Raw genomic sequence first — 26,389 nt, forward strand, 5'->3', positions numbered from 1 at the left:
TCCAGTTCACACGACGAAAAGGTGGCCCCATGCACACGCCGATACGGCTGGGTAGCTATCCGGCCGCGGTGACGGTTCCGATCGTCTTGGCCGCGAGTTCGGCCATCGGTATCGCGGCCGCCGAAGGTGGCGGCACGGCCGTAGCTTTCGACAACTATCTGCGGCGTTGTGATTTCAGCAAGATCAGCATTGCCCCTAAGGTGCCCAGCCCGATGCTCGGCAGCGCCTCGGCCATCATCCGTGTCAGCGGTTCGCGGGCAGTCGCAGAGGTGCACCTGGTCGACGGGCCCGAACCGGGCATGCATCTCGACGTCGGCCTCATTGAAGAACCCCGCCCGTCCTCGTCGACCTGCGGGCCCGGGGACCCGGGAACCGCATATACCGGCATGGACACCGATGGCGCGGGAAACGGAACGGCGACGGTTGCTGACACCATTCGACCGGGCACCACCGGCGTGTGGCTGATTATCGAGCGGCCGAATGCAAACTCGCAGAACCCGGCGGAGTTCTACACGTCCGAGTTCGTGGTTCCGGTGGGGGCATAACCATCGCCGGCACGCCGATCGACACGAACGCCGGGACGAAGCAAGGACTTCGGTCCCTAACTCGACGTTCAACTCGAATGCCGCGATGGAGGTAGCGGCGAGGACCTGGTGAAAGGGAGCGGTGACGGCGTCATACAGTCAGACAAGCAAGCAACCGATCGCGACGGGTGACGCTACCGGCGACATGGGTGCGGCGCTGCACGCCGACCACCGCGACGACATCGACACATCGTCGGCCGTCGCCGAAGCGGCGGCGACACTGGCCCGCGGCTCGGCGATGCTCGTGGTGAAGCGAGGCCCCAACGTCGGGGCGAGGTTCTCGTTGAACCAACCGGTGATGACCGCCGGACGGCATCCCGCCAGCGACATCTTTCTCGACCACATCACGGTCAGCCGAAGGCACGCCGAATTCCATTGCGATAGCGGCGAATTCCGCGTCGTCGATCTCGGCAGCCTGAACGGCACCTATGTCAACCGCGCCGCCGTCGACTCCGCGGTGCTGGCCAACGGCGACGTGCTGCAGATCGGCAATTTCCGGCTGATTTTTCTCACCGCCACGCCGACGTACACACCTGGGGACAGCCACAACGCGCTGCCACCCGACGATTCGCCCGGCGCGTAGCGTCTGACTGGTGAGCGACTACGCCATAGAGGCGGTGGACCGGCTGCCGTTTTCCACCGACGAGAAATCGCAACGCTACGCGACGGAGAACTACCGCGGGGCCGTCGGGCTCAATTGGTACCTCACCGATCCCACGCTGCAGTTCACCATGGCCTACTACCTCGAGCCCGACGAACTGAAGCTGGCCGAACGCCACTTGACGCGCATCGGTGAGCTGATGGGCGGCCCGGTGGCGCGGTGGGCGGAAGAGACGGATCGCAACCCGCCGCAGCTGCACCGCTATGACCGGTGGGGTCACGACATCAGCGAGGTGGTGATGCCGACCTCGTTCAATCAATCCAAGCGGGCCATCCTGGACGCCCAGCAGGCGCTGCGCGCCGAGGCGCGCGAGGCGAAGATGAGCTCGTCGCTGACCATGTTCGCGTCGAACTATCTGCTCAACCAGGCCGATATCGGCATGGGCTGCGCGCTGGGCACCGGCGGCGGCATGGTGCAGTCGCTGGTGGCCGCCTACGCGCCGCCCGACGTCGCCGAACACGTGCTGGCCAAGTTCGCCTCCGGCGAGTGGGCCGGCGAGACGGCGCAGCTGCTGACCGAACGCACCGGCGGCTCCGACCTGGGCGCGCTGGAGACCACCGCGACCCGCCATGGTGACGCGTGGTTGTTGAACGGCTTCAAGTGGTTTGCCTCCAACTGCGCCGGGGAGGCGTTCGTCGTCCTGGCCAAACCCGAAGGCGCACCGGACTCTTCGCGGGGTGTCGCCAACTTTCTGGTGCTGCGCACTCGCCGGGACGGGTCGCGCAACGGGGTACGGGTCCGGCGGCTGAAGGACAAGCTGGGCACCCGCTCGGTGGCCTCGGGTGAGGTCGAATTCGTTGACGCCGAAGCGTTTCTGCTGTCCGGCGAGCCCACCGATGCCGCCGCGGGGCCGTCGGACGGCAAGGGGCTGGGACGCATGATGGAGCTGACCAACGCCGCCCGGTTGGGCATCGCCCTGTTCGCGCTCGGTAACGCGCGCCGCGCCCTGGTCGAATCGCTGTGTTATGCCCGGCAACGCCGGGCGTTCGGTGGCGCGCTCATCGACAAGCCGCTGATGCGGCGCAAGCTGGCCGAGCTGATCGTCGATGTCGAGGCCGCGCAGGCGCTGGTGTTCGACGGCACCGGGGCCATCAACCATCGTCAGCCGCGCGGCATGCGGCAACGCATCGCCGTGCCGGTGACGAAACTCAAGGTGTGCCGGCTGGGTATCACCGCGGCCTCGGATGCGATCGAAATCCACGGCGGCAACGGCTATATCGAGACGTGGCCGGTGGCGCGGCTGCTGCGCGACGCGCAGGTAAACACCATCTGGGAGGGGCCGGACAACATCCTGTGCCTGGATGTGCGACGTGGGATCGAGCAGACCCGCGCGCACGAGACGCTGTTGGCGCGGCTGCGCGACGCGGTGTCGGTCGCCGACGACGGGGAAGCCACCCGCCTGGTCGCCGGCCGGATCGAGGATCTGGACGCAGCGATCACCGCGTGGGCCAAGCTGGACAGGGAGGTGGCCGAGGCGCGGCTGTTCCCGCTGGCCCAATTCATGGGCGACGTCTACGCCGGCGCGTTGCTCATCGAGCAGGCGGCCTGGGAGCGGGCCGACCGCGGTGGCGAGCGCAAGGCGCTCGTCGCGTCGCTGTATGCGCAGCGCTATCTCGCCGATCGCGGGGCGCTGCGCGGGATTGACGACGACTCCGACGAGGCGCTGGAGCGTTTCGACGAACTGCTCGACGGCGCATTCTCTGGCGAGCAGACGTAAAAGTATCCGACGCGCCGCAGAAAGCGGAACATTTGCGTCTGCTCGGCGTAAGAACTAGATCGGGATGAGCCCGTGCTTACGTGCCGTGCGGAACCACAGTTGCTTGTCGCGCAGCAGCTTCATCGACTTGCGCAGCAGCAGCCGGGTTTCGTGCGGGTCGATGACCGCGTCGATGAATCCGCGTTCGGCGGCGGTCCACGGGATCGCCATGTTGAGGTTGTAACCCTCGATGAAGTCCTTCTTGATCTGCTGCGCCTCGGGGGTGGTCGGGTCGGGGAACCGCTTCATCAGCAGCTGCGCGGCCCCCTCGGCGCCGATCACCGCGATGCGCGCGGTCGGCCACGCGAAGTTGAAGTCGGCGGTCAGCTGCCGGGACCCCATCACCGCGTAGGCGCCGCCGTAGGACTTGCGGACGGTGATCGTCACCTTCGGCACGTCGGCCTCGACCACCGAGTACAGGAACCGGCCGCCGCGCTTGATGATGCCGTTGCGCTCCTGCTCGGCACCCGGCAGGAAGCCGGGCGTGTCCACGACGAACACCAGCGGGATGTTGAACGCGTCGCAGAACCGGATGAAGCGCGCCGCCTTGTCGGAGGCCTCGTTGTCGATCGACCCGGACAGGTACATGGGCTGGTTGGCGATCACGCCGACCGGGCGCCCGTCGACTCGGGCGAACCCGGTGATGATGGCCGGCCCGTGTTGCGCGGCGACGTCGAGGAAATCGCCGTCATCGAAGATCCGCAGCAGGATCTCGTGCATGTCATAAGCCATGTTGTCCGAGTCGGGCACGATCGAGTCGAGCTCGAGATCGGTCGGCGTGGTCTCCGGCTCGAGGCCCGGGTTGACGATCGGCGGCTCGCTGACGGCGCTCGACGGCAAGAACGACAGGAAATCGCGGACGTACTGGAACGCCTCGGCCTCCGAGTTCACCACCTGGTGGATGTTGCCGAAGCGGGCCTGCGCGTCCGAGCCGCCGAGCTCGTCGAGGGTGACCTCCTCGCCGGTGACTTCCTGGATCACGTCGGGCCCGGTGACGAAGAAGTACCCCTGGTCGCGCACCGAGACCAGCAGGTCGTCCTGGATCGGCGAATACACCGCTCCCCCAGCGCATTTGCCGAAGATCAGGGAGATCTGCGGCACCAGACCGGACAGCGCCTCGTGGCGGCGGCCCAGCTCGGCGTACCACGCCAGCGACGTGACGGCGTCCTGGATGCGCGCGCCGCCGGAGTCCTGGATCCCGATGATCGGGCAGCCGACCATCGCGCACCACTCCATCAGCCGGGCGACCTTGCGGCCGAACATCTCGCCGACCGTGCCCTGGAACACGGTTTGGTCGTGGGAGAACACCCCGACCGGCCGGCCGTCGATCATGGCGTGGCCGGTGACGCAGCCGTCGCCGTAGAGCGCGTTGGGGTCGTTCGGCGTCTTGGCCAGCGCCCCGGTCTCGAAGAAGGTGCCCGGGTCGACCAGCGCATGGATGCGGGCGCGGGCGCTGGGTATGCCCTTCTTGTCACGCTTGGCGATGGCCTTCTCACCGCCGGGCTCTTTGGCCATTTCCAGGCGACGGTAGAGCTCGGCCAGCTTCTCGGCCGTGGTGTGCTGGATGGGGGCGGGCGCCATCTCCGTCACTACTTGCCTACCTCACTCGTCTGGCTGGTTTCGGCCTCCACCCTATTCAGCACGTCCGAGAGGTGAGCACCGACCGTGCCGATGAACGGTTCGTCGATGGCCTGGATGTGCTCGCCGCCGATCGGCACCACCTCGAGGTCGGCCACGTATTCGCCCCAGCCGCCGTCGGGCTTGCGGATCGCATATCGCGGCTCGAATTCGATGACGTCGTCGTGGTAGCGGTCGGCCATGTACAGGGTCACGTGGCCGTCGTACGGCTCGATCTGGACGGTTTCGAGCGCCCGGTTGTCCAGATAGGACGTCCGCTGGTGTTCGACGATGCCGCCCGGGATCTGCACGCCGCTTTGCTGGACGATGTCCAGGACGAACTTGACCTGCCCCTCGTCGTCGAGCTCTTCGAGCTGCTCGTAGGGGATCGCCGGGATTTCGACGTTGAAGGTGCGCTCGGCGAACTTCGCGTACCGGTCCCAGCGCTTGCGGGTCTCCTCCTGTGTCTGTGGGATCTCTTCGCCTGCGCGGACGGTGTCGATCATCCCGACGAAGCGCACGTCTTCGCCGGCCCGCTTCAGACCGATCGCGCAGGCGTAGGCCAGCGCGCCGCCGAGCGACCACCCGGCCAGGATGAACGGCTTGCCCCCGTTCATCTCCAACAGCTTCGGCACGTACTGGGCGGCCCGTTCCTGAACGGTGCCCTCCACGCGCTCGAACCCATACATCGGCGTGTCCGCGGGCAACCGTTTGAGCAGCGGCTCGTAGACCACGGTCGAACCGCCGGCGGGATGAAAGACGAACACCGCGGGTTTGGAGCTGCCCTCGGGGCGCGCCCGCAGCGTGCGGACGAAGCCGTCGATCTGCCCGGCCTCCAGGTACTGACGCACCTTTTCGGCGAGCGCCTCGATGGTGTCCGACGTCAGGACGTCCTCGGCGGTGATGTCACCCTCGGCGCGCTCGGAAAGCCGCTGCGCCATCTTGGCCGCGGTGTCCTCATCGAGCTTGGGCAGCGGGTTGAAGATGCCGCCCGGTGACTTGCCCGTGACGATGGCCCAGGTGGCGAAGGTGACCCGCTCGGCGGCGTCGCGCGGCGGCACATCGGAATTCAGCGCCTTGGCGACCGCCTCCTGGCTGAGCGCGCCGGCCAGGTCCGGCGTCGCGCCGTTGGTCGCCGCACCCTTCGGGCCCGACGGGTCCGTCGGCGGCGGCGGGATGGTGACGTCCGACGGCGGTGGCGACGGCTGGGTCTCGGGCTCGGCCTGCGGGTCCGGAGCCGGGGCGGCGGCCGTCGTCGGCGTTGCCCCGCTGAGCAGCTGGGCCTGCTCCCTGGCGATCTCCTCGGGCGTCTGCGTCTTCTGGTGCTCGTGCAGCTGCTCGACCTCGTCGCGGTGCTCGATCGCGTACTCGATCAGCTTCTCGACGGCGTACAGGTTGGCGTCCCGCACGGCCGTCAATTGGATTGGCGGCAGGTCGAAGTCGTATTCGACGCGGTTCTTGATCCGCACCGCCATCAGCGAGTCCAGGCCCAGCTCGATCAGCGGCACCTCCCATGGCAGGTCCTCGGGCTCGTAGCCCATGGCCGCCGAGACGATCAAGCCCAGCCGCTCGCCGATGGTCTCACCCGAATCCGGTGACCATCGGCCCACGCTGGACGGCAGGTAGCGGTTGGTCAGGCTGTCCGACAACGTCTCGGCGTCGGCCTCTTCGGCCGGCGCCGCGGACTCACGAGCCGCCTCGACCGCGGCGGTCGTGGTCGGAGCGGCGACGGCCGCACCGGCGCCCACCGCGGTGGGCAACGCCGCCACACTCTGACCGGCCCGCGACACCAGCGCGTCGTAGACCAGGGTGAAGGACTCGTCGATGCGGGCGTGCACCTGGACTGAGGCACCACCCGGGTGCCGGGTCATGGTCGTCACCAGCCGAGCGCCCGCGCCGGGCACCGCGCGCTGCTCGGATGCCACCAGCTGCGCGTCCGAAAGGACCTGCTTCGCAGCGGATTTCACCAACGCGGCCAGATCCGTCTCGCCGTTGCGCGGTGCGTACTCCCAGACGTGGCGCCCGTCCGGCAGCGCGACGTGGGTGCCCGGCATGATCACCGAGCCGTCGCCGGAGAAGTGCACGTCCAGCCAGTGCTCTTTGCGCTTGAACTTCGTCAGCGGGATGTTCGCGTAGTCCTCGGGGCCCTTCGCACGGGTGAACAGCGTGCGGATGTCCAGGTCGTGTCCGTGCACGTAGAGCTGGGCCATGGCCGAGATCATCGACTCGACGTCGTCTTGCTTTTTGGCCAGCGTCGGAATCAGTTGGGCGTCATGCAGACCCGCGGCGGCGGTGGTCAGGCCGATCTGCATCAGCGCCACCGGGTTGGGCGCGAGCTCTAAGAACGTGGTGTGGCCGCTGTCGACGGCGTTGCGCACGCCGTGGGTGAAGTACACCGAATGCCGCATTCCCTTGACCCAGTAGGCGACATCGTGGATCGGCTCGCCACCGGGCTTGATGTAGGTGCCCTCGTGCACCGTCGAGAAGATTCCGACGGTCGGGCTCATCGGCGTGATGCCCTGCAGCTCCGCGGAGAACTCCCCGAGCAGCGGATCCATCTGCGAGGTGTGTCCGGCGCCCTTGGTCTGCAGCTTGCGGGCGAAGCGTCCCTCGGCCTCGGCGCGGGCGACGATGGCGTCGATCTGCTCGGGCGGACCGCCGATCACGGTCTGGCTGGGTGCGGCGTAGACGCACACCTCCAGGCCGGGGAAGTCGCCGAACACGGTCTTGAGCTCGTCGGCGGAGTATTCGACGAGCGCCATCAGCCGGATGTACTCGCCGAACAGCATCGCCTCGCCCTCACCCATCAGATGCGAGCGTGATGCGATAACGCGGGCCGCGTCGGCCAGCGACAGGCCGCCGGCGAAGTACGCCGACGCGGGCTCACCGAGCGACTGGCCAATCACCGCAGCGGGTTTGGCGCCGTGGTGCTTGAGCAGCTCGCCCAGCGCGATCTGGATCGCGAAGATCACGACGTTGGAGGTTTCGATGCCGTACTCGTGGGAGTCGTCGAGGATCAGCTCGAGCACCGAGTAACCCCGCTCGTCCTGGATCAGCGCGTCGACCTTCTCGATCCACTCGGCGAAGACCTCGTTGCGCAGGTACAGGTTCTTGCCCATCTTGCGGTGCTGCGCACCGAAACCGGCCATCGCCCATACCGGCCCGCTGGTCACCGGCCCGTCGGTGCTGAACACGTTCGGCCGTTGCTTGCCCTCGGCGACCGCCCGCAGGCCCTTGATGGCCTCTTCGTGGTCGTGGGCCAGCACCACCGCACGCGAGCGGCCGTGGTTGCGCCGTGACAGCGCCCGGCCGATCGATTCCAGCGACGACGACTGACCTTCTGGGCTTTCCATCCAGTCCGCGAGCTCGGCGGCGGCGGCCTTCTTGCGCGACGTCAGGAACCCCGACACCGCGAGTGGGATCAGCGGCTTGGTCGGCTCCGATTCCTCCTGCGCGGCAAGCTCTTGTAAGGCAATCTCTTTCAGGCGCAGCGCCTCGTCGGTGAGGCCCGGCAGCTCGTATTCTTCGTCCGCCTCCTGGGACGGGTCGGGGATGATGTTGCCGAAGTCGTCGAAGCGCAGCGCGTGGCTTTCCAGCGTGGCCGCCTCGGCCTGGCCCTCGCCGGCGCCCGCCGGCGCAATGACCTCAGCCTGCGGCTCGGGCTCGCGTTCGATCACGTCGCGGGGCAACACCTCGCGCACCACCAGGTGCGCGTTGGCCCCACCGAAGCCGAAGCTGGACACCCCGGCCAGCGCGTAGCCGCCGTAGCGTGGCCAATCACGAGCGGTGTCAACGAATTTCAAGCGCATGCCGTCGAAGTCGATGTAGGGGCTCGGGCCGGCGAAGTTGATCGACGGCGGCAGCTTGTCGTGCTGCAGCGCCAGCACCACCTTGGCCAGGCTCGCCGCGCCGGCGGCCGACTCCAGGTGTCCCACATTGGTTTTCACCGCGCCCAGCAACGCCGGTCGATCAGCCGGGCGGCCACGCCCGACGACGCGGCCCAGCGCCTCGGCCTCGATCGGGTCGCCTAGAACGGTGCCGGTGCCGTGCGCCTCGATGTAGTCGACGGTCCGCGGGTCGATGCCGGCGTCCTTATAGGCCCGGCGCAGCACCTCGGCCTGGGCGTCCTGGTTGGGGGCGATCAGCCCGTTGGACCGGCCGTCGTGGTTGACCGCGCTGCCGGCGATCACGGCCAAAATCTGGTCGCCGTCGCGGCGGGCGTCGTCGACCCGCTTTAGCACGAACATGCCGCCGCCCTCGGAGCGGGTGTAGCCGTCGGCGTCCGACGAGAACGACTTGATCCGGCCGTCGGGGGCCAGCACCGCGCCCAGCTCGTCGAAACCGAGCGTCACCAACGGGGTGAGCAGCGCGTTGACACCGCCGGCGACGGCCACATCGCACTCGCCGTTGCGCAACGCCTGCACCGCCTGGTGCGTCGCCACCAGCGAGCTCGAGCAGGCGGTGTCCAGCGCCACCGAGGGACCGCGGAAGTCGTAGAAGTAAGACACCCGGTTGGCGATGATCGAGCTGGCCGTTCCGGTGATCGCGTACGGGTGGGCGACGGTCGGGTCGGAGACCGCCAGGAATTGGTAGTCGTTGTTGGAGAAGCCGACGTACACGCCGACCGCCTCGCCGCGCAGGCTCGACGCCGGGATGCGGGCGTGCTCGAGCGCCTCCCAGGTGAGCTCCAGCGCCATCCGCTGCTGCGGGTCGATGTTGTCGGCCTCGGTCTTGGCGACCGCGAAGAACTCCGAGTCGAAGCCCTTGATGTCCTTCAGGTAGCCGCCCCGGGTGCGCGCGGTGTTGACGCGCTCGGCGATGCGCGGCTCCTCGAGGAATTCCGACCAACGCCCCTCGGGCAGGTCGGTGATGGCGTCCCGGCCTTCCATCAGCGCGGCCCATGTCTCGTCCGGGGAGTTCATGTCGCCGGGCAACCGGGTCGACAGGCCCACGATGGCGATGTCGACGCGCTCGGCCGGGCCGGTGCGGGTCCAATCGGCGCCGTCGAGCTCGTCGTCGGCCACCTCGGGCTCACCCTCGATGATGCGGGTGGCCAGCGATTCGATGGTCGGGTGCTGGAACGCGACCGCGACCGACAGAGTCACACCGGTCAGGTCCTCGATGTCGGCGGCCATGGCCACGGCGTCGCGCGACGCCAGGCCGAGCTCGACCATGGGCACCGACTCGTCGATCTCGTCCGGGGATTTGCCGACGGCCCGGCCCACCCAATTGCGCAGCCATTCGCGCATCTCGGGCACGGTCATTTCGGTCTTCTTGGCGGGCACCTCCCCGTCAGGGCCCGGGGTCTGGTTTTCGGGGTGCTCAGTGTCAGCCATGGGTCCTTAAGAGATTCAGTCAGTGGAGCTGGCGAAGGCCGTGGGCGAGCCGACGCCGCTGCGCAGACTGCCGTCGAGGTAGGCGGCGCGGCAGGCGCGGTGCCCGATCTTGCCGCTGGAGGTGCGCGGGATCGTGCCCGACTGCACCAGCAGCAGGTCGCGCACCGTCACGCCGTGGCGCACGGCGATAGCCGCCCGGATGTCGTCGGCGATCGGCTGGTAATCCAGCTTGTGCGAGCCGGCCGCGCGCTCGGCGACGATCACCAGCTGCTCGGAGACGTCGTCGGGGTCGTACTTGATGCCGGTGTGCGGGTTGTCGAAGACTTCCTTCGGCAGTTGGTTGGCCGGCACCGAGAAGGCGGCCACGTAGCCGGTGCGCAGCGCCTTGCTGGCCTCTTGCGCCGAGTATTCGAGGTCCTGCGGGTAGTGGTTGCGGCCGTCGATGATGACCAGGTCCTTGATGCGGCCGGCAATGTAGAGGTGGCCCTTGTGGTAGGTGCCGTAGTCGCCGGTCTTGACCCACGTGCCGTCGTCCGGGGCGCCCTCGGCGTGCGACTGGCTGATCCGCGACTTGAGGATGTTGCGGAAGATGTCGTTGGTCTCTTCTTCCTTGCCCCAGTAGCCGGTGCCCAGGTTCTTTCCGTGCAGCCAGATCTCGCCGATCTGACCGTCCGGCAGCTCGCTGGCGGTCTCCGGGTCGACAATGACGGCCCATTCGTCGACGCCGATGATGCCGGCCGAAACCTGCGGAACGGCCCTCGGCGAATCGGCGGGCACCTCGACGAAACGCTGCTTGTTCAGCTCGTCGCGGTCGACGTGGATGACCGTGGGCGCCTCGTCCATCGGCGTGGTGGAGACGAACAGCGTCGCCTCGGCCAGGCCGTAGGAAGGCTTGATCGCGGTCTCCCGCAGGCCGTACGGCGCGAACGCCTCGTAGAACTTGCGCATCGACGCCGGGGACACCGGCTCGCTGCCGTTGAGGATCGCCTTGACGTTGCTCAGTTCCAGCGGCGGCTCACCCTCCTTGGGCACCCCCCGCACGGCCGCGTGCTCGAACGCGAAGTTCGGCGCGACGGTGAAGACCTCGCTGTCGGGATCGTCCTCGGGCTTGCGCGCCATCTCCCGGATCCACCGGCCCGGCCGGCGGACGAAGGCGGCCGGCGTCATGAAGGTGAAGTTGTGGCCCAGCACCGGCGAAAGCAGCGCGGTGATCAGGCCCATGTCGTGGAAGAACGGCAGCCAGGACAGGCCGCGGTCGCCCTCCTTCCCTTCCAGCCCATTGAGCACCTGCAACACGTTGGTGGGTAGGTTGAGGTGGGTGATCTGCACGCCCGTCGGGGTCCGGGTGGAGCCGGACGTGTACTGCAGGTAGGCGATGGTGTCCTCGTCGGCCTCCGGCGGCTCCCATGTCGCCGCGACCTCGTTGGGGACCGCGTCGACTGCGATGACGCGGGGCCGTTCCTTGGCCGACCGGGCGCGGATGAACTTGCGGACGCCTTCGGCGGCGTCGGTGGTGGTCAGGATCGTCGAGGGGGTGCAGTCGTCGAGGACGGCGTGCAGGCGGCCGACGTGACCTGGCTCGGCGGGGTCGAATAATGGGACCGCGATCCGGCCGGCGTACAGGGCGCCGAAGAACGCGATGAGGTAGTCGAGGTTCTGTGGGCACAGCACCGCGATGCGGTCGCCCGGCTGGGTGACCTGCTGTAGGCGGGCGCCCACGGCCCGGTTGCGGGCGCTGAAGTCGCGCCACACGATGTCGCGGTATTCGCCGTCGCGTTCGGTGGAGAAGTCGACGAACCGGTAGGCGAGCTTGTCGCCGCGAACCTTCGCCCATTTCTCAACGTGCTTGACCAAGTTGGTGTTGTCCGGGAACTTGATCTTTCCATTCACGATGAACGGGTTGTGGTAGGGCATTCCGCTCTCCTGTCGCACCTGTTTTCGGTCGGCTCGGCCGACGCTTTGTTCTTGGTCGGCTCGCCGACGGCTTCGTTCTTGCGCCGGCTGGGCCGACGGTTACATGTCTACGCACGCGCACCGGACCCCGCACGGCACCCGCTGGGGAACGCCGATCATGTGCCAGCCCAGCCAGCATCGACCCCGACTGGGTGCGCGACGAAGGTCCGATAGCTCTTAAATTCCTCTTAATGTTACGGGGCTGCCTACGGCAGACCAAATCACAAGGTACCGCTGATCGCCACCGTCAACCGCCACCTGAGGCTTGTGTCCCACCGCCGGAGATCATCCGTGTTTTGGATGTGGCGCATTCGCGATCAGACCGTGAGCCCAGTTCAGCGTCCAATCGGTCGCCGGCGCCCCGTCGATGCTCCAGCACTGCGTCGTGGCGTACAGGGCATGGACCGGCTGGCCGGCCCCGCCGGCCAAGGTGTTCAGCGTGGTCGGCAGGTTGGCGATGCTGAAAGCTTCCTCCGGAGCGGCGCAGATCAGGTCGCCCGGCGCGCAGATCTCGTTCGTCTTGCCGTTGAGGTCGCCGAAACCGCCCGGGCGTGCGCCGGTCATGGTCAGACCCATCCCGGACAGAATGGGCACCTCGTGCAGGGTGACCTCGGCGCCCTGCCCCGGCGGGTTGGGCCCGATGTCGTTGCCGACCCCGATCTGACGGCGACCGTCAGCGATCAACGTCACACCCAGCACCAGGTCCTCGTCGACGGGTCCGCGGCCGTTGCCGATATCGCTGGCGATGTCACCCGCGATCACCGCGCCCTGCGAAAAGCCCATCAGCACGTAACTGGTCAGCGGGCATTTGGCGTTCATGTCGGTCATCGCTTGAACGGTCGCGCGGGTGCCCTCGGCGCGGCTGGCGTTGTAGGACATCTGCGTGTCACCGCTCAGCGGGTTGTGGAACTGTGCGGTGTACGGGGTGGTGTAGGCCTGCAGGCGCGACGACGGGAACTGCTGGGTGAGTTCGGCGGTCGCCTTGTGCAGCAGCGCGTTGGGGAATTGCGTCGGATTGGCGGGGTCGTCCGCAACGGCGGACTCCCACGTCCCGGGAACGTTGACCAGCAGCACATCGGGGCACGACGCGTCCTGAGAGGCGGGCCGCGGCTTGTGCGGGTGCGCCGTGGTCGACGGCGGAGGCAGCACCCCCGGCGGCACCGCGCTGGGCTCGGCGTTGTGGCCGCGCAGCAGGGTGACCGCGGCCAGGATGCCCAATAGGACAACGGCAGCGACCGACAGGGCGGCGACCCAAGCGAGGGTGCGTTGGCGCTTACGCCGCGCGCTTTTAGCCATGTTCTCCCGCCAGCAGAGTCGGTGGATCGCAGCTACGCGGTCCTCCCGACCCCTGCTGCACCCCTACACGGTACCGGCTTTGCCGAGCGGGCTGATCGGGCGCCGACCCGCTGCGCCCGGCTCCGCCGCGCTTGCGATCGCCGCTAATGAATGGCGCCGACGATATCGCCCGACATCGCCCCCAGCTGCGCCGACCACGACCCCCAGCCGTTGTCACCGCCGCCGGGGAAGTCGAAGTGGCCGTTGTGTCCGCCGTTGCTGCGGTACTGCTGATAGAACTCCCGGGAACTGCCCATCGCCGCGCCCGCCTGGCCGATCATGGCGGCGTCGTCGCCGCCCATGTTGGTCGGGCTCCACACCCACACGCGGGTGTTGTTCTGCGCCAGCAACGAGGCGTGCACGTAGGGGTCGTGCCACTTCCAGCGCCCCAGCTGCGGGGCACCCCACATGCCGTTGCCGTCGACGCCGCCGAACTGCTGCAGGCCGGCCAGGATGGCGCCGTTGTAGTTGGTGCTCGACGGGTAGAGAAACCCGGACAGCGATCCGGCGAAGCCGAACCGGTCGGGATGGAAGCAGGCCAGCGCCATCGCGCCGTACCCGCCCTGCGAGGCGCCGACGGCGGCGTGCCCGCCGGGGGCCAGGCCCTTGTTGGCGGCCAGCCAATCGGGCAGCTCGCTGGACAGGAAGGTGTCCCACTGCTTGCTGCCGTCCTGCTCCCAGTTGGTGTACATGCTCCACGCGCCGCCGGCCGGGGCCACCACCGAGATGCCCTTGCCGGCGAGGGTGTTCATCGCGTTGCCCGCGGTGACCCAGTTGCTCACATCCGGGGCCGCGTTGAAGGCGTCCAGCAGGTAGACCGCATGCGGGCCGCCGGCGAGGAAGGCCACCGGAATGTCGCGGCCCATTGCTGCCGACGGAACCATCAGGCTTTCGTAGCCCGCCGCGCGGGCTTTGCCGACGGTTGCGGCGGGCTGCAGCGCAAAGGCCAACCCGACCGCCAGTACGGCTGCGCAGAACAACCGCAGAAGCGCTGACATACCCCGCCCGACCGTCATGTCCACCCTCCATCGTCTAGTCGCTGAGAGCACATTAGCCAGCGCGTCGGTTCCCCCGCGCGCCGGGTAGTGAAACACGTCACAGGCCGTAAACGGCCAGCGGCGGAAACCCCGAAGGGTTCCCGCCGCTGGCCGTATTGCTTGGCGTGTTTAGGTGCCCTGGCCGTTTCCGGCGTTGGTCGCGGCGGCCGTGGCCGGACCCGCACCCGGGGTGGCGCCCAGCACCGACTGCAGGTCAGGCTTCATCGCCTGCAGCTGCGCGCCCCAGTAGGGCCAGTCGTGGGTGCCGTTGGCGTCGAAGTTCCACACCGCGTTGTGGCCACCGGCGCCGTTGTAGGCGTCCTGGAACTTCAGGTTGGAGGTCCGCACGAAGCCCTCGAGGAACTTGGCGGGCAGGTTGTCGCCGCCGAGGTCGGACGGCTTGCCGTTACCGCAGTACACCCAGATGCGGGTGTTGTTGGCGACCAGCTTGCCGACCTGCAGCGACGGGTCGTTGCGGGCCCAGGCAGGGTCGTCCTTCGGACCCCACATGTCGGCGGCCTTATAGCCACCGGCATCGCCCATGGCCAAGCCGATCAGCGACGGGCCCATGCCCTGCGACGGGTCCAGCAGCGCCGACAGCGAGCCGGCGTAGACGAACTGCTGCGGGTGGTAGGCGGCCAAAATCAGCGCGGACGAACCGGCCATCGACAGGCCGACCACGGCGCTGCCGGTCGACTTGACCTGCTTCTGGCTCTCCAGGTACGCGGGGAGCTCGCTGGTCAGGAAGGTTTCCCACTTGTAGGTGACGCAGCCGGCCTTACCGCAGGCGGGCTTGTACCAGTCGGAGTAGAAGCTGGACTGGCCACCGACGGGCATGACCGTCGAGATGCCCGACTGGTTGTACCACTCGAACGCCGGGGTGTTGATGTCCCAGCCGTTGAAGTCGTCTTGCGCACGCATGCCGTCGAGCAGGTACAACGCCGGCGAGTTGGCGCCACCACTTTGGAACTGGACCTTGATGTCGCGGCCCATACCGGCGGACGGAACCTGCAGGTACTCAACCGGCAGACCCGGGCGCGAGAAGGCCCCGGCGGTCGCCGAGCCTCCAACGGCGCCAATCAGGCCCGAGAGCAGCGCCGCACCGGCGGCCGCCACGACGAGCCGGCGCGGCATACCCGCCACGGCGCCGCGCAATCTGTCGACAAGCGTCATCCTTGCTTCCTCATCCTTCTTGCGGCCTTTCGGCGCATTCCACCGATCGGGCGCGTCTTGATTGGGTCGAACCTGCCAGCGCGCAGGCGCGGCAGTGCTCGTGTAGTCAACCACACCTTATGGCGTTCGGCCGCATCGAGCCGGTGGCGCCCAACCGTCGAGCGGCCATCGTACCCAGCGGGTTTCAATTCATACACGTGTCCAAAAGGCGCGATCCAGGCATGTGCTTGTTCGTTATTGCCAGCTGGTGAGAGGCCAAATGTGATGTTGCTGGCATTTTTTCGCGGCGTGCGGGATGTGATTTGCTCGGGATCTACCGAAAATTCCTCTGCGCGACGCTTACTCGCGAGCCGGCGGGGGTGCTTCGTCGGGCACCGGTAGCCCGCACCGCGCCAATTCATAGCGCGGTACCCGGTCGATGCGATACCCGGTGAATTCGAAGGAATTCACCAGGTTGGACAGGAAACGGTGCAGGGTCAGCGGCGCGCGCACGGAACTGAGCACCGCCTTCGTGTCGGGGCACTGCAGCGCCGAGACGGCCTCTGCGACCCATTGCACGTCCAGGTAGCCCGGCACCCCGGGATACACCTTCACCCAGGGGCCGTCGGCGATCACCCAGTCGGGAAAGAGGTTCTTGTCGTGCCCGATGCGGCCGTGCTTGAGCCGTTCCGTGTGCTGCGCAAGCGGATTCGCCAAACCGATCTGGTCGATCACCCGGACGTCGAGTCCGACGTTCATGCCCACCATGCCGAGGTTGGTGAAAAACACTGCATGCTGCGGCTTTTGCGGGGACTTGTCGCCCGGCGCCGGCGCAGCTTGTGGCACCAGGTCCCATTGAATGTAGTTGCCCGACGGCAGCAGCAACGCGCCGTCGGGCGTGTTGTTCAGCGCGGTCAGGATGGCCGCCATCCGCGGATAACCCAGGTAGTCCGCGGCGGTCAGGGGATGCGCGTGACCGGTGGCCTGGGCATAGAAGCGGCGCTCGTCGACGATCCCGGAATAGGTGACGTGGGTGGCGTCGTCGCCCATCCCCGGCGAATTCGCCGCCCACAGTGCCCATCCGGCCAGCCCCAGCCATAGCGCGCCGGCGGCGCCGGCCACCCAGTTACCGGTCTCCCGCGAATAGTCCTGGCCGTCGGGGATGGCGACCGGGACGACGGCGACGGGAGCCAGCAGGCAGAACAGCGGCGCCAGCAGGACCCGGGCGTGCATGAAATCGCCGCCCTGCCGGATCCAGTAGAGGGCCTGCACCAAACCGCTAACCAGCACCCAGGCCACCACCGCCGGGGGGCTGTGCACGGCGCGGGCCAGGCGGCCGTAGTCGGGCGCCAAACCGGGTCGCAAGAACGACGGCCGGCGACGCGCGGCGAACAGCAGCACCCCCAGCGGAACCAGCAGCACCAAGGGGATCCACACCGCATAGGGCGCGTCGAAGTTGGACAGGTAGATCATGCCCTGGGACCACTTGTCCCCGGCCGCGTCCTTGGCCAGGGCGGTGCCGGGCACCAGCAGGCCGTAGTAGCCCATCCGGAAGATCTCGTAGGCGACCGGAACCAGGCCGCCGGCCACCACGATCAATACGCGGCGGCGCCAGGCCCGGGCCGCGCTCAGCATCATGATCAGCGCCAGGCCGCCCATGAGGGCCAGCTCCGGCCGCACCAGCACGCTGAACCCGGCAACGAAGGCCAGCGCGCCGGCGAACACCCTGTTATCCGGGCGATTGCGCACCGGCTGCGCCCAGCAGACCATCATCCACCAGAGCAACCCGAGATAGGCCAGCGCCAGGCCGCTCTCCAGCCCGGACGTGGCGAAGTCCCGCGCGGGCGGCAGCGCGATGTACACGAGCGCGCCGGCGGGCAGCATGATGGCCTTGCGGCCGCGCAAGCTCGGCGCGTACAACCGTGCGGCGCCCAGCATCAGCAGCGCGACGCCCGCCACCGACAGCACCAGCGCGAGCGCGAGCGCCAAGTACTCCATGCGCAGCGGGCCGCCGACCCAGCTCCCCACGTACATCAGGTAGGTCCAGGCGGTCGACGTGTTGGCCTCGACACGCTCACCCTGGTTGAACACCGGCCCGTTGCCGGCGAGCAGATTGCGCACGGTGCGCAACACGATGAGGCCGTCGTCGGCGATCCACCGCCGCTGCCAACTCGCCCAGCCGAACAGCACGGCGACCACCACCACGCCGATCCACAGGCTGACCCGCACCATGGTGGTGTACGGAAACACCGGCCAGCCGGGCCGCCTGATCACCGGCCGGCTGCGCATCATGCGCGCTTTGAGAGCCTGCAGTTCGGGGCTAACCGAAGGCAACGGCGGCTCCGATTGTCGCGATCCACGCCAGGAACAGCAGCTGCAGCACCCGGTCCCGCAGCGCGATGTCTTCGGGCTCACCAGCCAGCCCGCCGTCCACGTCGACCGCGTAGCGCAGGATCGCGATGGTGAACGGCACCAGCGACACCGCGTACCAGGACCCCGAGTGGTGGTCGCGCTCGAACGCCCACAGGCCGTAGCAGATCACCACCGCCGTCGCGGACATGGTCCAGACGAATCGCAGGTAGGTGCTGGTGTAGCTCTCCAGCGACTTGCGGATCTTGGCGCCGGTGCGCTCGGCGACCTGCAGCTCGGCGTAGCGCTTGCCGGCCACCATGAACAGCGATGCGAACGCGGCCGACAATAGGAACCACTGCGACAGCGGGATTTCCGTCGCCACGCCGCCGGCGATGGCGCGCAGCAGGTATGCCGACGACACGATGCAAATGTCAAGGACCGCTTGATGTTTGAGGCCGAAGCAGTACGCCAGCTGCATGGCGAGGTAGATCGCCATCACCAGCGCCAGGTTCGGCGTCACCAACCATGCGATGGCCAGCGAGGTTACGCCCAGCAGCACCGCCAGGAAGTAGGCCAGCCACTCGGGCACCACGCCCGCCGCGATCGGGCGAAACCTCTTGGTGGGGTGCTCGCGATCGGCCTCGACGTCGCGGACATCGTTGACCAGATACACCGACGACGCCGCCAGGCTGAACACCACGAACGCCAAGCCCACCTGGGTGAGCATCTGTCCGTAGTCGTACCGAATGCCGCTGCCCAGCCCCGCCACCGGCGCGGCCAGCACCAACACGTTCTTCACCCACTGGCGGGGCCGGATCGCCTTGATCACCCCGGTGATCAGGTTGCCCGGCGGCCGGGTCACGACGTCCTCACTCATCCAGCCACACCTCTCGTGCACGGCGCGCCACCGCCGCAACGACGGCGCCCAGGGCGATGCCGAAGGCCACGTCGCTGGGGTAGTGCACGCCCAGCAGCATCCGCGACAACGCCATCGGGGGCACCAGGACCGCAGGCAGCGGCAGGCCGAAGGTCCGGCCCATCAGGATGGCCGCGGCGGTGGTCGAAGTGGCATGTGCGGAGGGGAAACTCAGCTGGCTGGGCGTGCCGACGTTCACCGCGACGGCGGGATCATGCGGCCGCTTGCGGCGCACGACCCGCTTGACGATGACGGCCGCGGCGTGCGCGGCGACCGCGCCCACGCCGGCCACCAGCCAGTCGCGGCGCCGCTTCGGTGACAGCAGCGCGCCCAGCGCGGCGACGGCCACCCAGCCGAGACTGTGCTCGCCGAAGTGGGACAACGCTCGCGCCGTGGGGAGCGCCCCGGGACGATCGCTCAGCGCCGCCTGGACTGCGACCAGCGCGGCCACTTCACCGCGCGGCGCGTCCGCGGCGGCGGCCTCATGCATGTTCTGCAGCTGGCAGCAACGCCGTCTCCCACTTCTGCTTGCTGGACAGCACCGGCAGGGCGTCGCGATATACCCGGCGCATCTCGTCGAAGCGGCTGAGCAACTCACGCTGACGGCGCAGCGATGCGAACAAGAGCGAGAACATCTTTCGCCGGTCCCGCTGCCGGTAGACCACGCCACAGCCATCCGCGGTGGTGACCGTCACGCCGTCGACCGTGCACAGCCGGAACCAGCGGGCGTCCTGGGTCGACACGTTGAATTCGGGGCGCCGGTGCGCTTCGGGATCGGCCTTGGTGGCGTTGTGCAGGATGCCGCGGGCCAGCCGGTAACCGATCGAGACCGGGTTCACGGGCGGCTTCATCGCCTTGGTTTTGTGCGACGGCGCCGGCAATTCGCTCGCGGCCGGCAGCACCACCGCGTCCGGATACTCCTTGCGCAGCCGATGCACCTCGGGCAGCGCGGATTCCAGGATCGAGAAGATGTGCTCCGGGCCGGCGAGGAAGTCGTCGATGGCCCTGTTCTGGATCGCGACGGTCGAATACTCAAGGCAGGCAAGGTGTTTCAGCGTCGCCTTGAGGTGGCTGCGGACCAGGCCGGTGATGTCACCGTCCCAGTGCAGCGCCGCCACCACCAGCCGGTTGCGCAGGTGGTAGTAGGCCTGCCAGTCGATGGCGTCGTCCTTGTCGCTCCACGCCATGTGCCAGATCGCGGCCCCGGGCAAAGTGACCGTCGGGTAGCCGTGCTCGCCGGCGCGTAGACCGTATTCGGCGTCGTCCCACTTGATGAACAGCGGCAGCGGCTGGCCCAGTTCCTCGGCGACCTGCCGCGGAATCATGCACGTCCACCAGCCGTTGAAGTCGACGTCGATGCGCCGGTGCAGCAGCGCGCTGCGAATGTTGGTGTCGTTCAACGGAAACTTGGCGAAGTCGTGGTCGTACTCGGCATGCGGCGCGGCGGTCCACATGAAATTCGCCTGGTTGACGACCTCGCCCATGATGTGCAGGTGCGACGGCTCCTGCAGGTTGAGCATCTGCCCGCCGATCAGCGTCGGCGTCTTGGCGAACCGATTGAGCGCCAGTACCCGCAGGATCGTGTCCGGCTCGATGCGGATGTCGTCGTCCATGAACAGGATCTGTTGACAGTCGGTGTTTTTCAGCGCCTCGTACATCACCCGGCTGTAGCCGCCGGAGCCGCCGAGGTTGGGCTGGTTGTGGATGGACAGCCGGCTGCCCAGTCCCGCGGCCGCGGCCGCGAAGTCCGGATGATCGCGCACCTTCCGGGTGCCCTGGTCCGGTACGATGACCGCACCAATCACTTTGTCCACCAACGGATCCGCTGTGAGGTCGGCCAGCGCGTTCACGCAGTCCGCGGGGCGGTTGAACGTCGGGATGCCGACGGCGACGTTGGCCGTGCCCGGCGCGGGCTCGGTGGCGTACCAGCCGCCGCTGATGAGGTTGACCGCGGTGTCGGTGGTGATGTCGAACCAGATCCAGCCGCCGTCCTCGAACGGCCGCAGCGCCACCTCGATCTCGACGACGGCCGGCTGCTCGTCGGTGCCGACGAATTGGCGGCCCTCCACGGAGATTCGCACCCCGGTGGCTTTGGTCCGGTAGACGTCGACGCGTCCGGTCCCGGTGAGCTCGACCCGCAGCACCACGGACTGACAGATCGACCAGCGCCGCCAGTAGCTGGCCGGGAACGCGTTGAAGTAGGTGGCGAACGACACCTCGGACTCTTTGCCGATCTCCAGCGAGGTGCGGCTGGTCGCGTGGGCGCGCCGGACGTTGGTCGTCGACTCCTCGAGGTACAGCTTGCGCACGTCGAGCGGCTCGCCGGGACGCGGCAGGATGATCCGGGACAGCAGGCTCACGGCACTCATTTAGGCGCCACTCCTTCTCATCGCTTCGTCCCCCGCAAGCGGGTGGTACCCCCGCCGCATCGTCGTGGCGCGCATCAGCGTGCGCCTTCCTCTTTGTTCTGGGCTTCCGACAGGGATGCGCCGTCACGCAGGTGCGGCGCGAGAACGTTGTCGTACATGTTCAGGGCGCTGGCGATGGCCATGTGCATATCCAGGTACTGGTAGGTGCCCAGCCGGCCGCCGAACAGCACCTTCGACGACGCGGTCTCGGCCTTCGCCCTGGCCCGATAGGCGGCCAGCAGGGCGCGGTCGGACTCGGTGTTGATCGGATAGTAGGGCTCGTCGTCGTCCTCGGCGAAGCGCGAGTATTCCCGCATGATCACGGTCTTGTCGGCCGGATAGTCGCGTTCGGTGTGGAAGTGCCGGAACTCGTGGATGCGGGTGTAGGGCACGTCGAGGTCGTTGTAGTTCATCACGGGTGTGCCCTGGAAGTCGCCGATGGGCAACACTTCCAGCTCGAAGTCCAGCGTGCGCCAGCCCAGCCGGCCCTCGGCGTAGTCGAAGTAACGGTCCAGCGGCCCGGTGTAGACGACCGGCGCGTCGGGGCTGTCCGCGCGCAGCTGGTCGCGCACGTCGAACCAGTCCGTGTTCAGCCTGACCTCGATGCGGTCGTCGGCGGCCATGTTGCGCAGCCAGGCCGTGTAACCGTCGACGGGCAGGCCCTCGTAGGTGTCGCTGAAATAGCGGTTGTCGAAGGTGTACCGCACCGGCAGCCGGGTGATGTTGGCGGCCGGCAGCTCCTTGGGGTCGGTCTGCCACTGCTTGGCGGTGTAGCCCTTGACGAAGGCCTCGTAGAGCGGCCGGCCGATCAGCGAAATCGCCTTCTCCTCGAGGTTCTGCGCGTCGGCCGTGTCGATCTCGGCGGCCTGCTCGGCGATGAGCCGGCGCGCTTCGTCGGGGGTGAAGTACCTGCCGAAGAACTGCGACACCAGGCCGAGCCCCATCGGGAACTGGTAGGCCTGCCCGTTGTGCATCGCGAAGACCCGGTGGCGGTAGTCGGTGAAGTCGGTGAACTGCCGCACGTAGTCCCACACCCTCGTGTTGGAGGTGTGGAACAGGTGGGCGCCGTACTTGTGCACCTCGATGCCGGTGTGCGGCTCGGCTTCTGAGTAGGCGTTGCCACCGATGTGCGGGCGGCGGTCCACGACAAGCACGCGCTTACCGAGCTGGGTAGCCACGCGCTCGGCAATGGTCAGTCCGAAGAATCCAGAGCCGACGACGAAAAGATCGAAACGAGCGGTCATCGGTTGCTTAGGGTATCCGACCGCGTGGCCCTAACCCATTTGGCGAGGCCATGCGGCGGGGTCGGCGCGGCGACGACGGCCGTTGCGGCGCCCGGGAGCCGCGATCACAGTCGGGGTCGCAATTGCCTCACGATTCAATATCACCACTCTAGTAACAGGATCACCACTCGTACCATCGACTTTGTGTGATTCCCACCAGCTAGGACCGGCGGGACGCGCCGACACAAACACATAGTCAGATAGAGGAGACTTCCGTGCCGAACCGACGCCGACGCAAGCTCTCGACAGCCATGAGCGCGGTTGCCGCCCTGGCAGTGGCGAGTCCTTGCGCATACTTCCTGGTCTACGAGTCGACCGCCGGCAACAGGGCGCCCGAGCATCACGAGTTCAAGCAGGCCGCGGTGATGAGCGACCTGCCCGGTGAGCTGATGGGCGCCCTGTCGCAGGGGCTGTCGCAATTCGGGATCAACCTGCCCCCGGTGCCCGCCTTGAGCGGGGGTGCGACCGGCACGCCGGGTCTCGCCAGCCCCGGCCTGGGCACTCCGGGCCTCGGGACACCCGGGCTGGGGACGACGGGCTTGACCAATCCGGGCGCGACCAGCCCCGGTCTGACCAGTCCCGGCTTGACCAGCCCCGGGACGAGCCCGGGCCTGACGAGCCCCGGTGCGGCGCCTTTGACGCCCGGACTCACCGCTCCCGGCGCGCTGCCGACCACCCCGGGTGGCGGGGTGGCGACTCCGGGTGCCGGGCTCAATCCGGCGCTGTCCAATCCCGGACTGACCAGCCCGGCCGGAGTCACGCCGGGCCTCGGTAGCCCGGCGTTGTCGCCGAGCGAGGTGCCGATCGACTCCGGGGCCGGGTTGGACCCGGGCGTTGGTGGCACCTACCCGATCCTGGGCGACCCGTCGACCTTCGGTAACGCATCGCCGATCGGCGGCGGCACCGGCCTGGGCGGCGGTTCGAGCACCGGCGGTTCCAGTGGCGGGCTGGTCAACGACGTGATGCAAGCCGCCAACCAGCTGGGTGCCGGCCAGGCGATCGACCTGCTCAAGGGTCTGGTCATGCCGGCCATCACGCAGGGTATGAACGGTGGCGCCGGCGCCGCCGGTGCGCTGCCGGGTGCCGCCGGTGCCCTGCCGGGTGCCGCGGGTGCCCTGCCGGGCGCGGCGGCCGGTGCCCTGCCAGGCGCGGCCGGTGCCCTGCCGGGTGCCGCGGGCGCCCTGCCAGGTGCCGCGGCGGGCGCTCTTCCCGCCGCCGCGGGTGCGGCCGGTGCGTTGCCGGCGGCCGCCGGTGCGGCGCCGGTGCTGCCCCCGGTCTAGTTTTCGACAAACTCTCCACAAGACGGCACCGCAGAAACATCTGCGGTGCCGTCGATTTTGTTCGAAGATTCGCCGGCGCTCAGCTCGTGTCGTCTCATAGATAACATTAGGAACACAAGTAACATCGCCTGGTGTCCCGCAGTCGCGCGCCCACGATGCTGCTCACCGCCATCGTGGCGACCGTCCTCCTCGTCTCGTGGGTAGCGGACACGACACGCGATCGCGGCACCACCAGTTCGCGGCCATCCCGTGGCACCCAGCTGGTCGAACAGCCGCTAGTCGGGTTGGGGGCAGGCGTCACGGTCCGCGAAATCGGTCAGGACACCCCCTTCTCGCTGGTTGCCCTCACCGGCGATCTGGCCGGCACATCGACGCGCGTGCGGGCGAAGCACCGCGACGGCTCATGGGGCCCGTGGTATCAGACCGAGTACGAGACCGCTGCCCCCGACGGGGCGACCACGGCCGGTTCCCTCGAGGGCCCCCGCGGCACCGATCCGGTGTTCGTCGGCACCACCACCACGGTTCAGATCGCGGTCACCCGCCCACTCGACGCCGCGGTGACCCAACCGCCGCCGGCGCCGCCGAGCGAGATGCCCGATCTGGGCTACAAGCCGGCATCCCGGGAACAAGTTCTGGGGCAGAACATCTCGGCCGTCCTCATCTCCCCGCCGCAGGCGCCGGTCGAAAAGCATTGGACACCACCGGCCGGAGTCTTGATGCCCGGCCAGGCTCCGCCCATCATCAGCCGCGCGCAATGGGGCGCCGACGAGTCGTTGCGATGCGGTTCCCCGCAGTACGACAACGGGATTCGCGCCGCGGTGGTCCACCACACCGCGGGCAGCAACGACTACTCGCCGCTCGAATCGGCCGGCATCGTCAAGGCCATTTACACCTACCACAGCAAGACACTGGGCTGGTGCGACATCGCGTACAACGCGCTGGTCGACAAGTACGGCCAGGTGTTCGAGGGCAGCGCGGGCGGGATGACCAAGGCGGTCGAGGCTTTTCACACCGGCGGGTTCAACCGCAACACCTGGGGCGTGGCGATGATCGGCAACTTCGACGACGTGCCGCCCACCGCGATCCAGCTGCGAACCATGGGCCGGTTGCTGGGCTGGCGGCTGGGCCTGGACGGCGTCGACCCGAAGGGCACGGTGCAACTGGAATCGGCCGGCAGCCACTACACCACCTTCCCGGCCGGCGCTGTCGCGACGTTGCCGACGATCTTCACCCACCGCGACGTCGGGAACACCGATTGCCCGGGCAACGCCGCCTACGCGTTGCTGGACGAAATGCGGGATATCGCATCGCATGTCAATGATCCACCCGAAGAGTTGCTCAAGGCGCTGCAGGGCGGCGCGATCTATGACCACTGGCAGGCGATCGGCGGGATGAACAGCGTGTTGGGCTCACCGACCTCACCGGAAGACGACGCGGCGGGCGACGCCCGCTTCGTCACGTTCGCCCGGGGCGCGATGTACTGGTCACCCGAGACCGGCGCCCAGCCGGTCACCGGCGCCATCTACGACGCCTGGGGCTCACAGAGCTACGAACGCGGCCCGCTCGGATTGCCGACCAGCGCGGAAATCCAAGAGCCGCTACAGATTACGCAAAACTTCCAGCACGGCACGCTGAACTACGAGCGGCTCACCGGAAACGTCTCCGAGGTCGTCGACGGGATCACGACTCCGCTGACCACCGAATCCCCAAGCGGCCCAACGGTGCCGGCCGAGCACTTCTCGCTGCCGTCACATCCCACGCCGACATAACCGGCCGCGAAGCTAAAGCCGACTGCGCCGCTCCTGCCCGCGCCACCACGCGGCGCGCATCGTCGCGACGCTAAAGCCGACTGCGCCGCTCCTGCCCGCGCCACCACGCGGCGCGCATCGTCGCGGCGCTAAAGCCACCAGCGTTCCAGCACGCGGCCCACCCCGTCGTCGTTGTTGGGGGCGGTCACCTCGTCGGCGGCGGCCTGCACGTCGGGATGGGCATTGCCCATGGCCACGCCATGCCCGGCCCACCGCAGCATCGGCAGGTCGTTGGGCATGTCGCCGAACGCCACCACCTCCTCCGGGCTGATCTGCAACGGGCGCGCGATCTCTTCGATGCCGGTGGCCTTGCTGGTCCCCGGCGGCACGATCTCGATCAGGCCGTTGTTGGTGGAGTAGGTGATGTCGCCCCCGATGCCGGCGTGTTTGGCCAGTTCGACCGCCATGTCCGCGCTGCGGGCTCCGGACCGGCGGATGAGCAGCTTGATCGCCGGGGCGCTGAGCAGATCCTGGATCGACACCTCGGTGTTGTCCGGATTCAGCCAGGCATGCTCGTAGCCCGGCGAGCTGACGAACTGGGGCGTCGCTGTGTCATGCGCGCTTTCGCCGATCCGCTCGACGGCCAGGCCCGCGCCCGGGATGACCCGGGTGGCCAGCTCCGCCAACTGGGCCAGGGTGTCGACGCTGAGCGTGCGGGTGGACAGCACGCGATCGGTCGCGGCGTCATAGACGACGGCGCCGTTTGCGCACACCGAGACCGGCGCGAAACCCAGCGCGTCGACGACCGGACGTATCCAGCGCGGCGGACGGCCGGTCGCCACCACGAACTGCGCCCCGGCACCCACCGCGGCGCGGATGGCGTCGCGGGTGCGCGGGGAGATCTTTTCGTCATCGTCGAACAGGGTGCCGTCGACGTCGCACGCGATGAGCGCCGGCAGCGTCATCGAAAT

17 protein-coding genes are annotated in these 26,389 nt (G+C 68.1%); 5 read left to right on the forward strand and 12 right to left on the reverse strand.

Annotated elements, in window-relative coordinates; translation table 11 throughout:
• The first annotated feature begins 29 nt into the window (after positions 1-29).
• The 3 genes from BST14_RS03085 (at position 30) to BST14_RS03095 (ending at position 2,962) form a co-directional block, all read left to right on the forward strand.
• On the forward strand, positions 30-545 hold the full coding sequence (locus BST14_RS03085) for a hypothetical protein (protein ID WP_083063121.1): 516 nt from the start codon (positions 30-32) through the stop codon (positions 543-545).
• 184 nt (positions 546-729) lie between these two features.
• Positions 730-1,167, forward strand: coding sequence for an FHA domain-containing protein (locus tag BST14_RS03090; protein ID WP_438502123.1), 438 nt, complete (start codon positions 730-732; stop codon positions 1,165-1,167).
• Between the two features lie 10 nt (positions 1,168-1,177).
• Positions 1,178-2,962 carry an acyl-CoA dehydrogenase family protein gene (locus BST14_RS03095; protein ID WP_083063123.1) on the forward strand — a complete coding sequence of 595 codons (1,785 nt, stop codon included), beginning with the start codon at positions 1,178-1,180 and terminating at the stop codon, positions 2,960-2,962.
• Between the two features lie 54 nt (positions 2,963-3,016).
• On the opposite strand, the gene BST14_RS03100 is transcribed toward BST14_RS03095, so the two are convergent.
• The 11 genes from BST14_RS03100 to glf form a co-directional block, all read right to left on the reverse strand.
• Positions 3,017-4,582 (reverse strand): acyl-CoA carboxylase subunit beta, encoded by a 1,566-nt coding sequence (locus tag BST14_RS03100; protein ID WP_142279241.1) that lies wholly within the window; start codon positions 4,580-4,582, stop codon positions 3,017-3,019.
• An 8-nt stretch (positions 4,583-4,590) separates the two neighbouring features.
• Positions 4,591-9,954, reverse strand: coding sequence for a polyketide synthase Pks13 (gene pks13, locus BST14_RS03105; RefSeq protein ID WP_083063125.1), 5,364 nt, complete (start codon positions 9,952-9,954; stop codon positions 4,591-4,593).
• A gap of 15 nt (positions 9,955-9,969) precedes the next feature.
• Entirely contained in the window at positions 9,970-11,868 is a 1,899-nt protein-coding gene (fadD32, locus tag BST14_RS03110; RefSeq protein WP_083063126.1) for a long-chain-fatty-acid--AMP ligase FadD32, read from the reverse strand.
• Between the two features lie 324 nt (positions 11,869-12,192).
• Positions 12,193-13,203, reverse strand: coding sequence for a carboxylesterase Culp6 (gene culp6 / locus BST14_RS03115; RefSeq protein ID WP_083063127.1), 1,011 nt, complete (start codon positions 13,201-13,203; stop codon positions 12,193-12,195).
• A 143-nt stretch (positions 13,204-13,346) separates the two neighbouring features.
• A complete protein-coding gene (locus BST14_RS03120) occupies positions 13,347-14,258 on the reverse strand; it encodes an esterase family protein (protein ID WP_083063196.1) in 912 nt (303 codons plus the stop codon).
• 150 nt (positions 14,259-14,408) lie between these two features.
• Positions 14,409-15,452 carry a diacylglycerol acyltransferase/mycolyltransferase Ag85A gene (gene ag85A / locus BST14_RS03125; RefSeq protein ID WP_083063128.1) on the reverse strand — a complete coding sequence of 348 codons (1,044 nt, stop codon included), beginning with the start codon at positions 15,450-15,452 and terminating at the stop codon, positions 14,409-14,411.
• 339 nt (positions 15,453-15,791) lie between these two features.
• Positions 15,792-17,765, reverse strand: a complete 1,974-nt coding sequence (gene aftB / locus BST14_RS03130) for a terminal beta-(1->2)-arabinofuranosyltransferase (protein ID WP_281252791.1) — start codon at positions 17,763-17,765, stop codon at positions 15,792-15,794.
• On the reverse strand, positions 17,752-18,660 hold the full coding sequence (locus tag BST14_RS03135) for a decaprenyl-phosphate phosphoribosyltransferase (protein ID WP_083063130.1): 909 nt from the start codon (positions 18,658-18,660) through the stop codon (positions 17,752-17,754). The genes aftB and BST14_RS03135 overlap by 14 nt, the downstream gene beginning before the upstream one ends.
• Complete coding sequence (locus BST14_RS03140) at positions 18,653-19,189, reverse strand: phosphatase PAP2 family protein (RefSeq protein ID WP_169926038.1); 537 nt, start codon at positions 19,187-19,189, stop codon at positions 18,653-18,655. Before BST14_RS03140 ends, BST14_RS03135 begins: the two co-directional genes overlap by 8 nt.
• Positions 19,182-21,068 (reverse strand): glycosyltransferase, encoded by a 1,887-nt coding sequence (locus tag BST14_RS03145; protein WP_083063131.1) that lies wholly within the window; start codon positions 21,066-21,068, stop codon positions 19,182-19,184. Before BST14_RS03145 ends, BST14_RS03140 begins: the two co-directional genes overlap by 8 nt.
• Before the next feature lie 74 nt (positions 21,069-21,142).
• Complete coding sequence (glf, locus tag BST14_RS03150; RefSeq protein ID WP_083063132.1) at positions 21,143-22,351, reverse strand: UDP-galactopyranose mutase; 1,209 nt, start codon at positions 22,349-22,351, stop codon at positions 21,143-21,145.
• 254 nt (positions 22,352-22,605) lie between these two features.
• Here glf and BST14_RS03155 point away from each other — a divergent pair, with 254 nt between their 5' ends.
• Both BST14_RS03155 and BST14_RS03160 read left to right on the forward strand, forming a co-directional pair.
• Entirely contained in the window at positions 22,606-23,670 is a 1,065-nt protein-coding gene (locus tag BST14_RS03155) for a PirG (protein WP_211280643.1), read from the forward strand.
• A 128-nt stretch (positions 23,671-23,798) separates the two neighbouring features.
• Positions 23,799-25,439, forward strand: coding sequence for an LGFP repeat-containing protein (locus BST14_RS03160; protein WP_211280645.1), 1,641 nt, complete (start codon positions 23,799-23,801; stop codon positions 25,437-25,439).
• Between the two features lie 128 nt (positions 25,440-25,567).
• Here the strand turns inward: BST14_RS03160 and BST14_RS03165 are convergent, their stop codons facing one another.
• Positions 25,568-26,389 carry an HAD family hydrolase gene (locus BST14_RS03165; protein ID WP_142279238.1) on the reverse strand — a complete coding sequence of 274 codons (822 nt, stop codon included), beginning with the start codon at positions 26,387-26,389 and terminating at the stop codon, positions 25,568-25,570.

The sequence above is a fragment of the Mycobacterium arosiense ATCC BAA-1401 = DSM 45069 genome (assembly GCF_002086125.1).
Lineage (GTDB): Bacteria > Actinomycetota > Actinomycetes > Mycobacteriales > Mycobacteriaceae > Mycobacterium > Mycobacterium arosiense.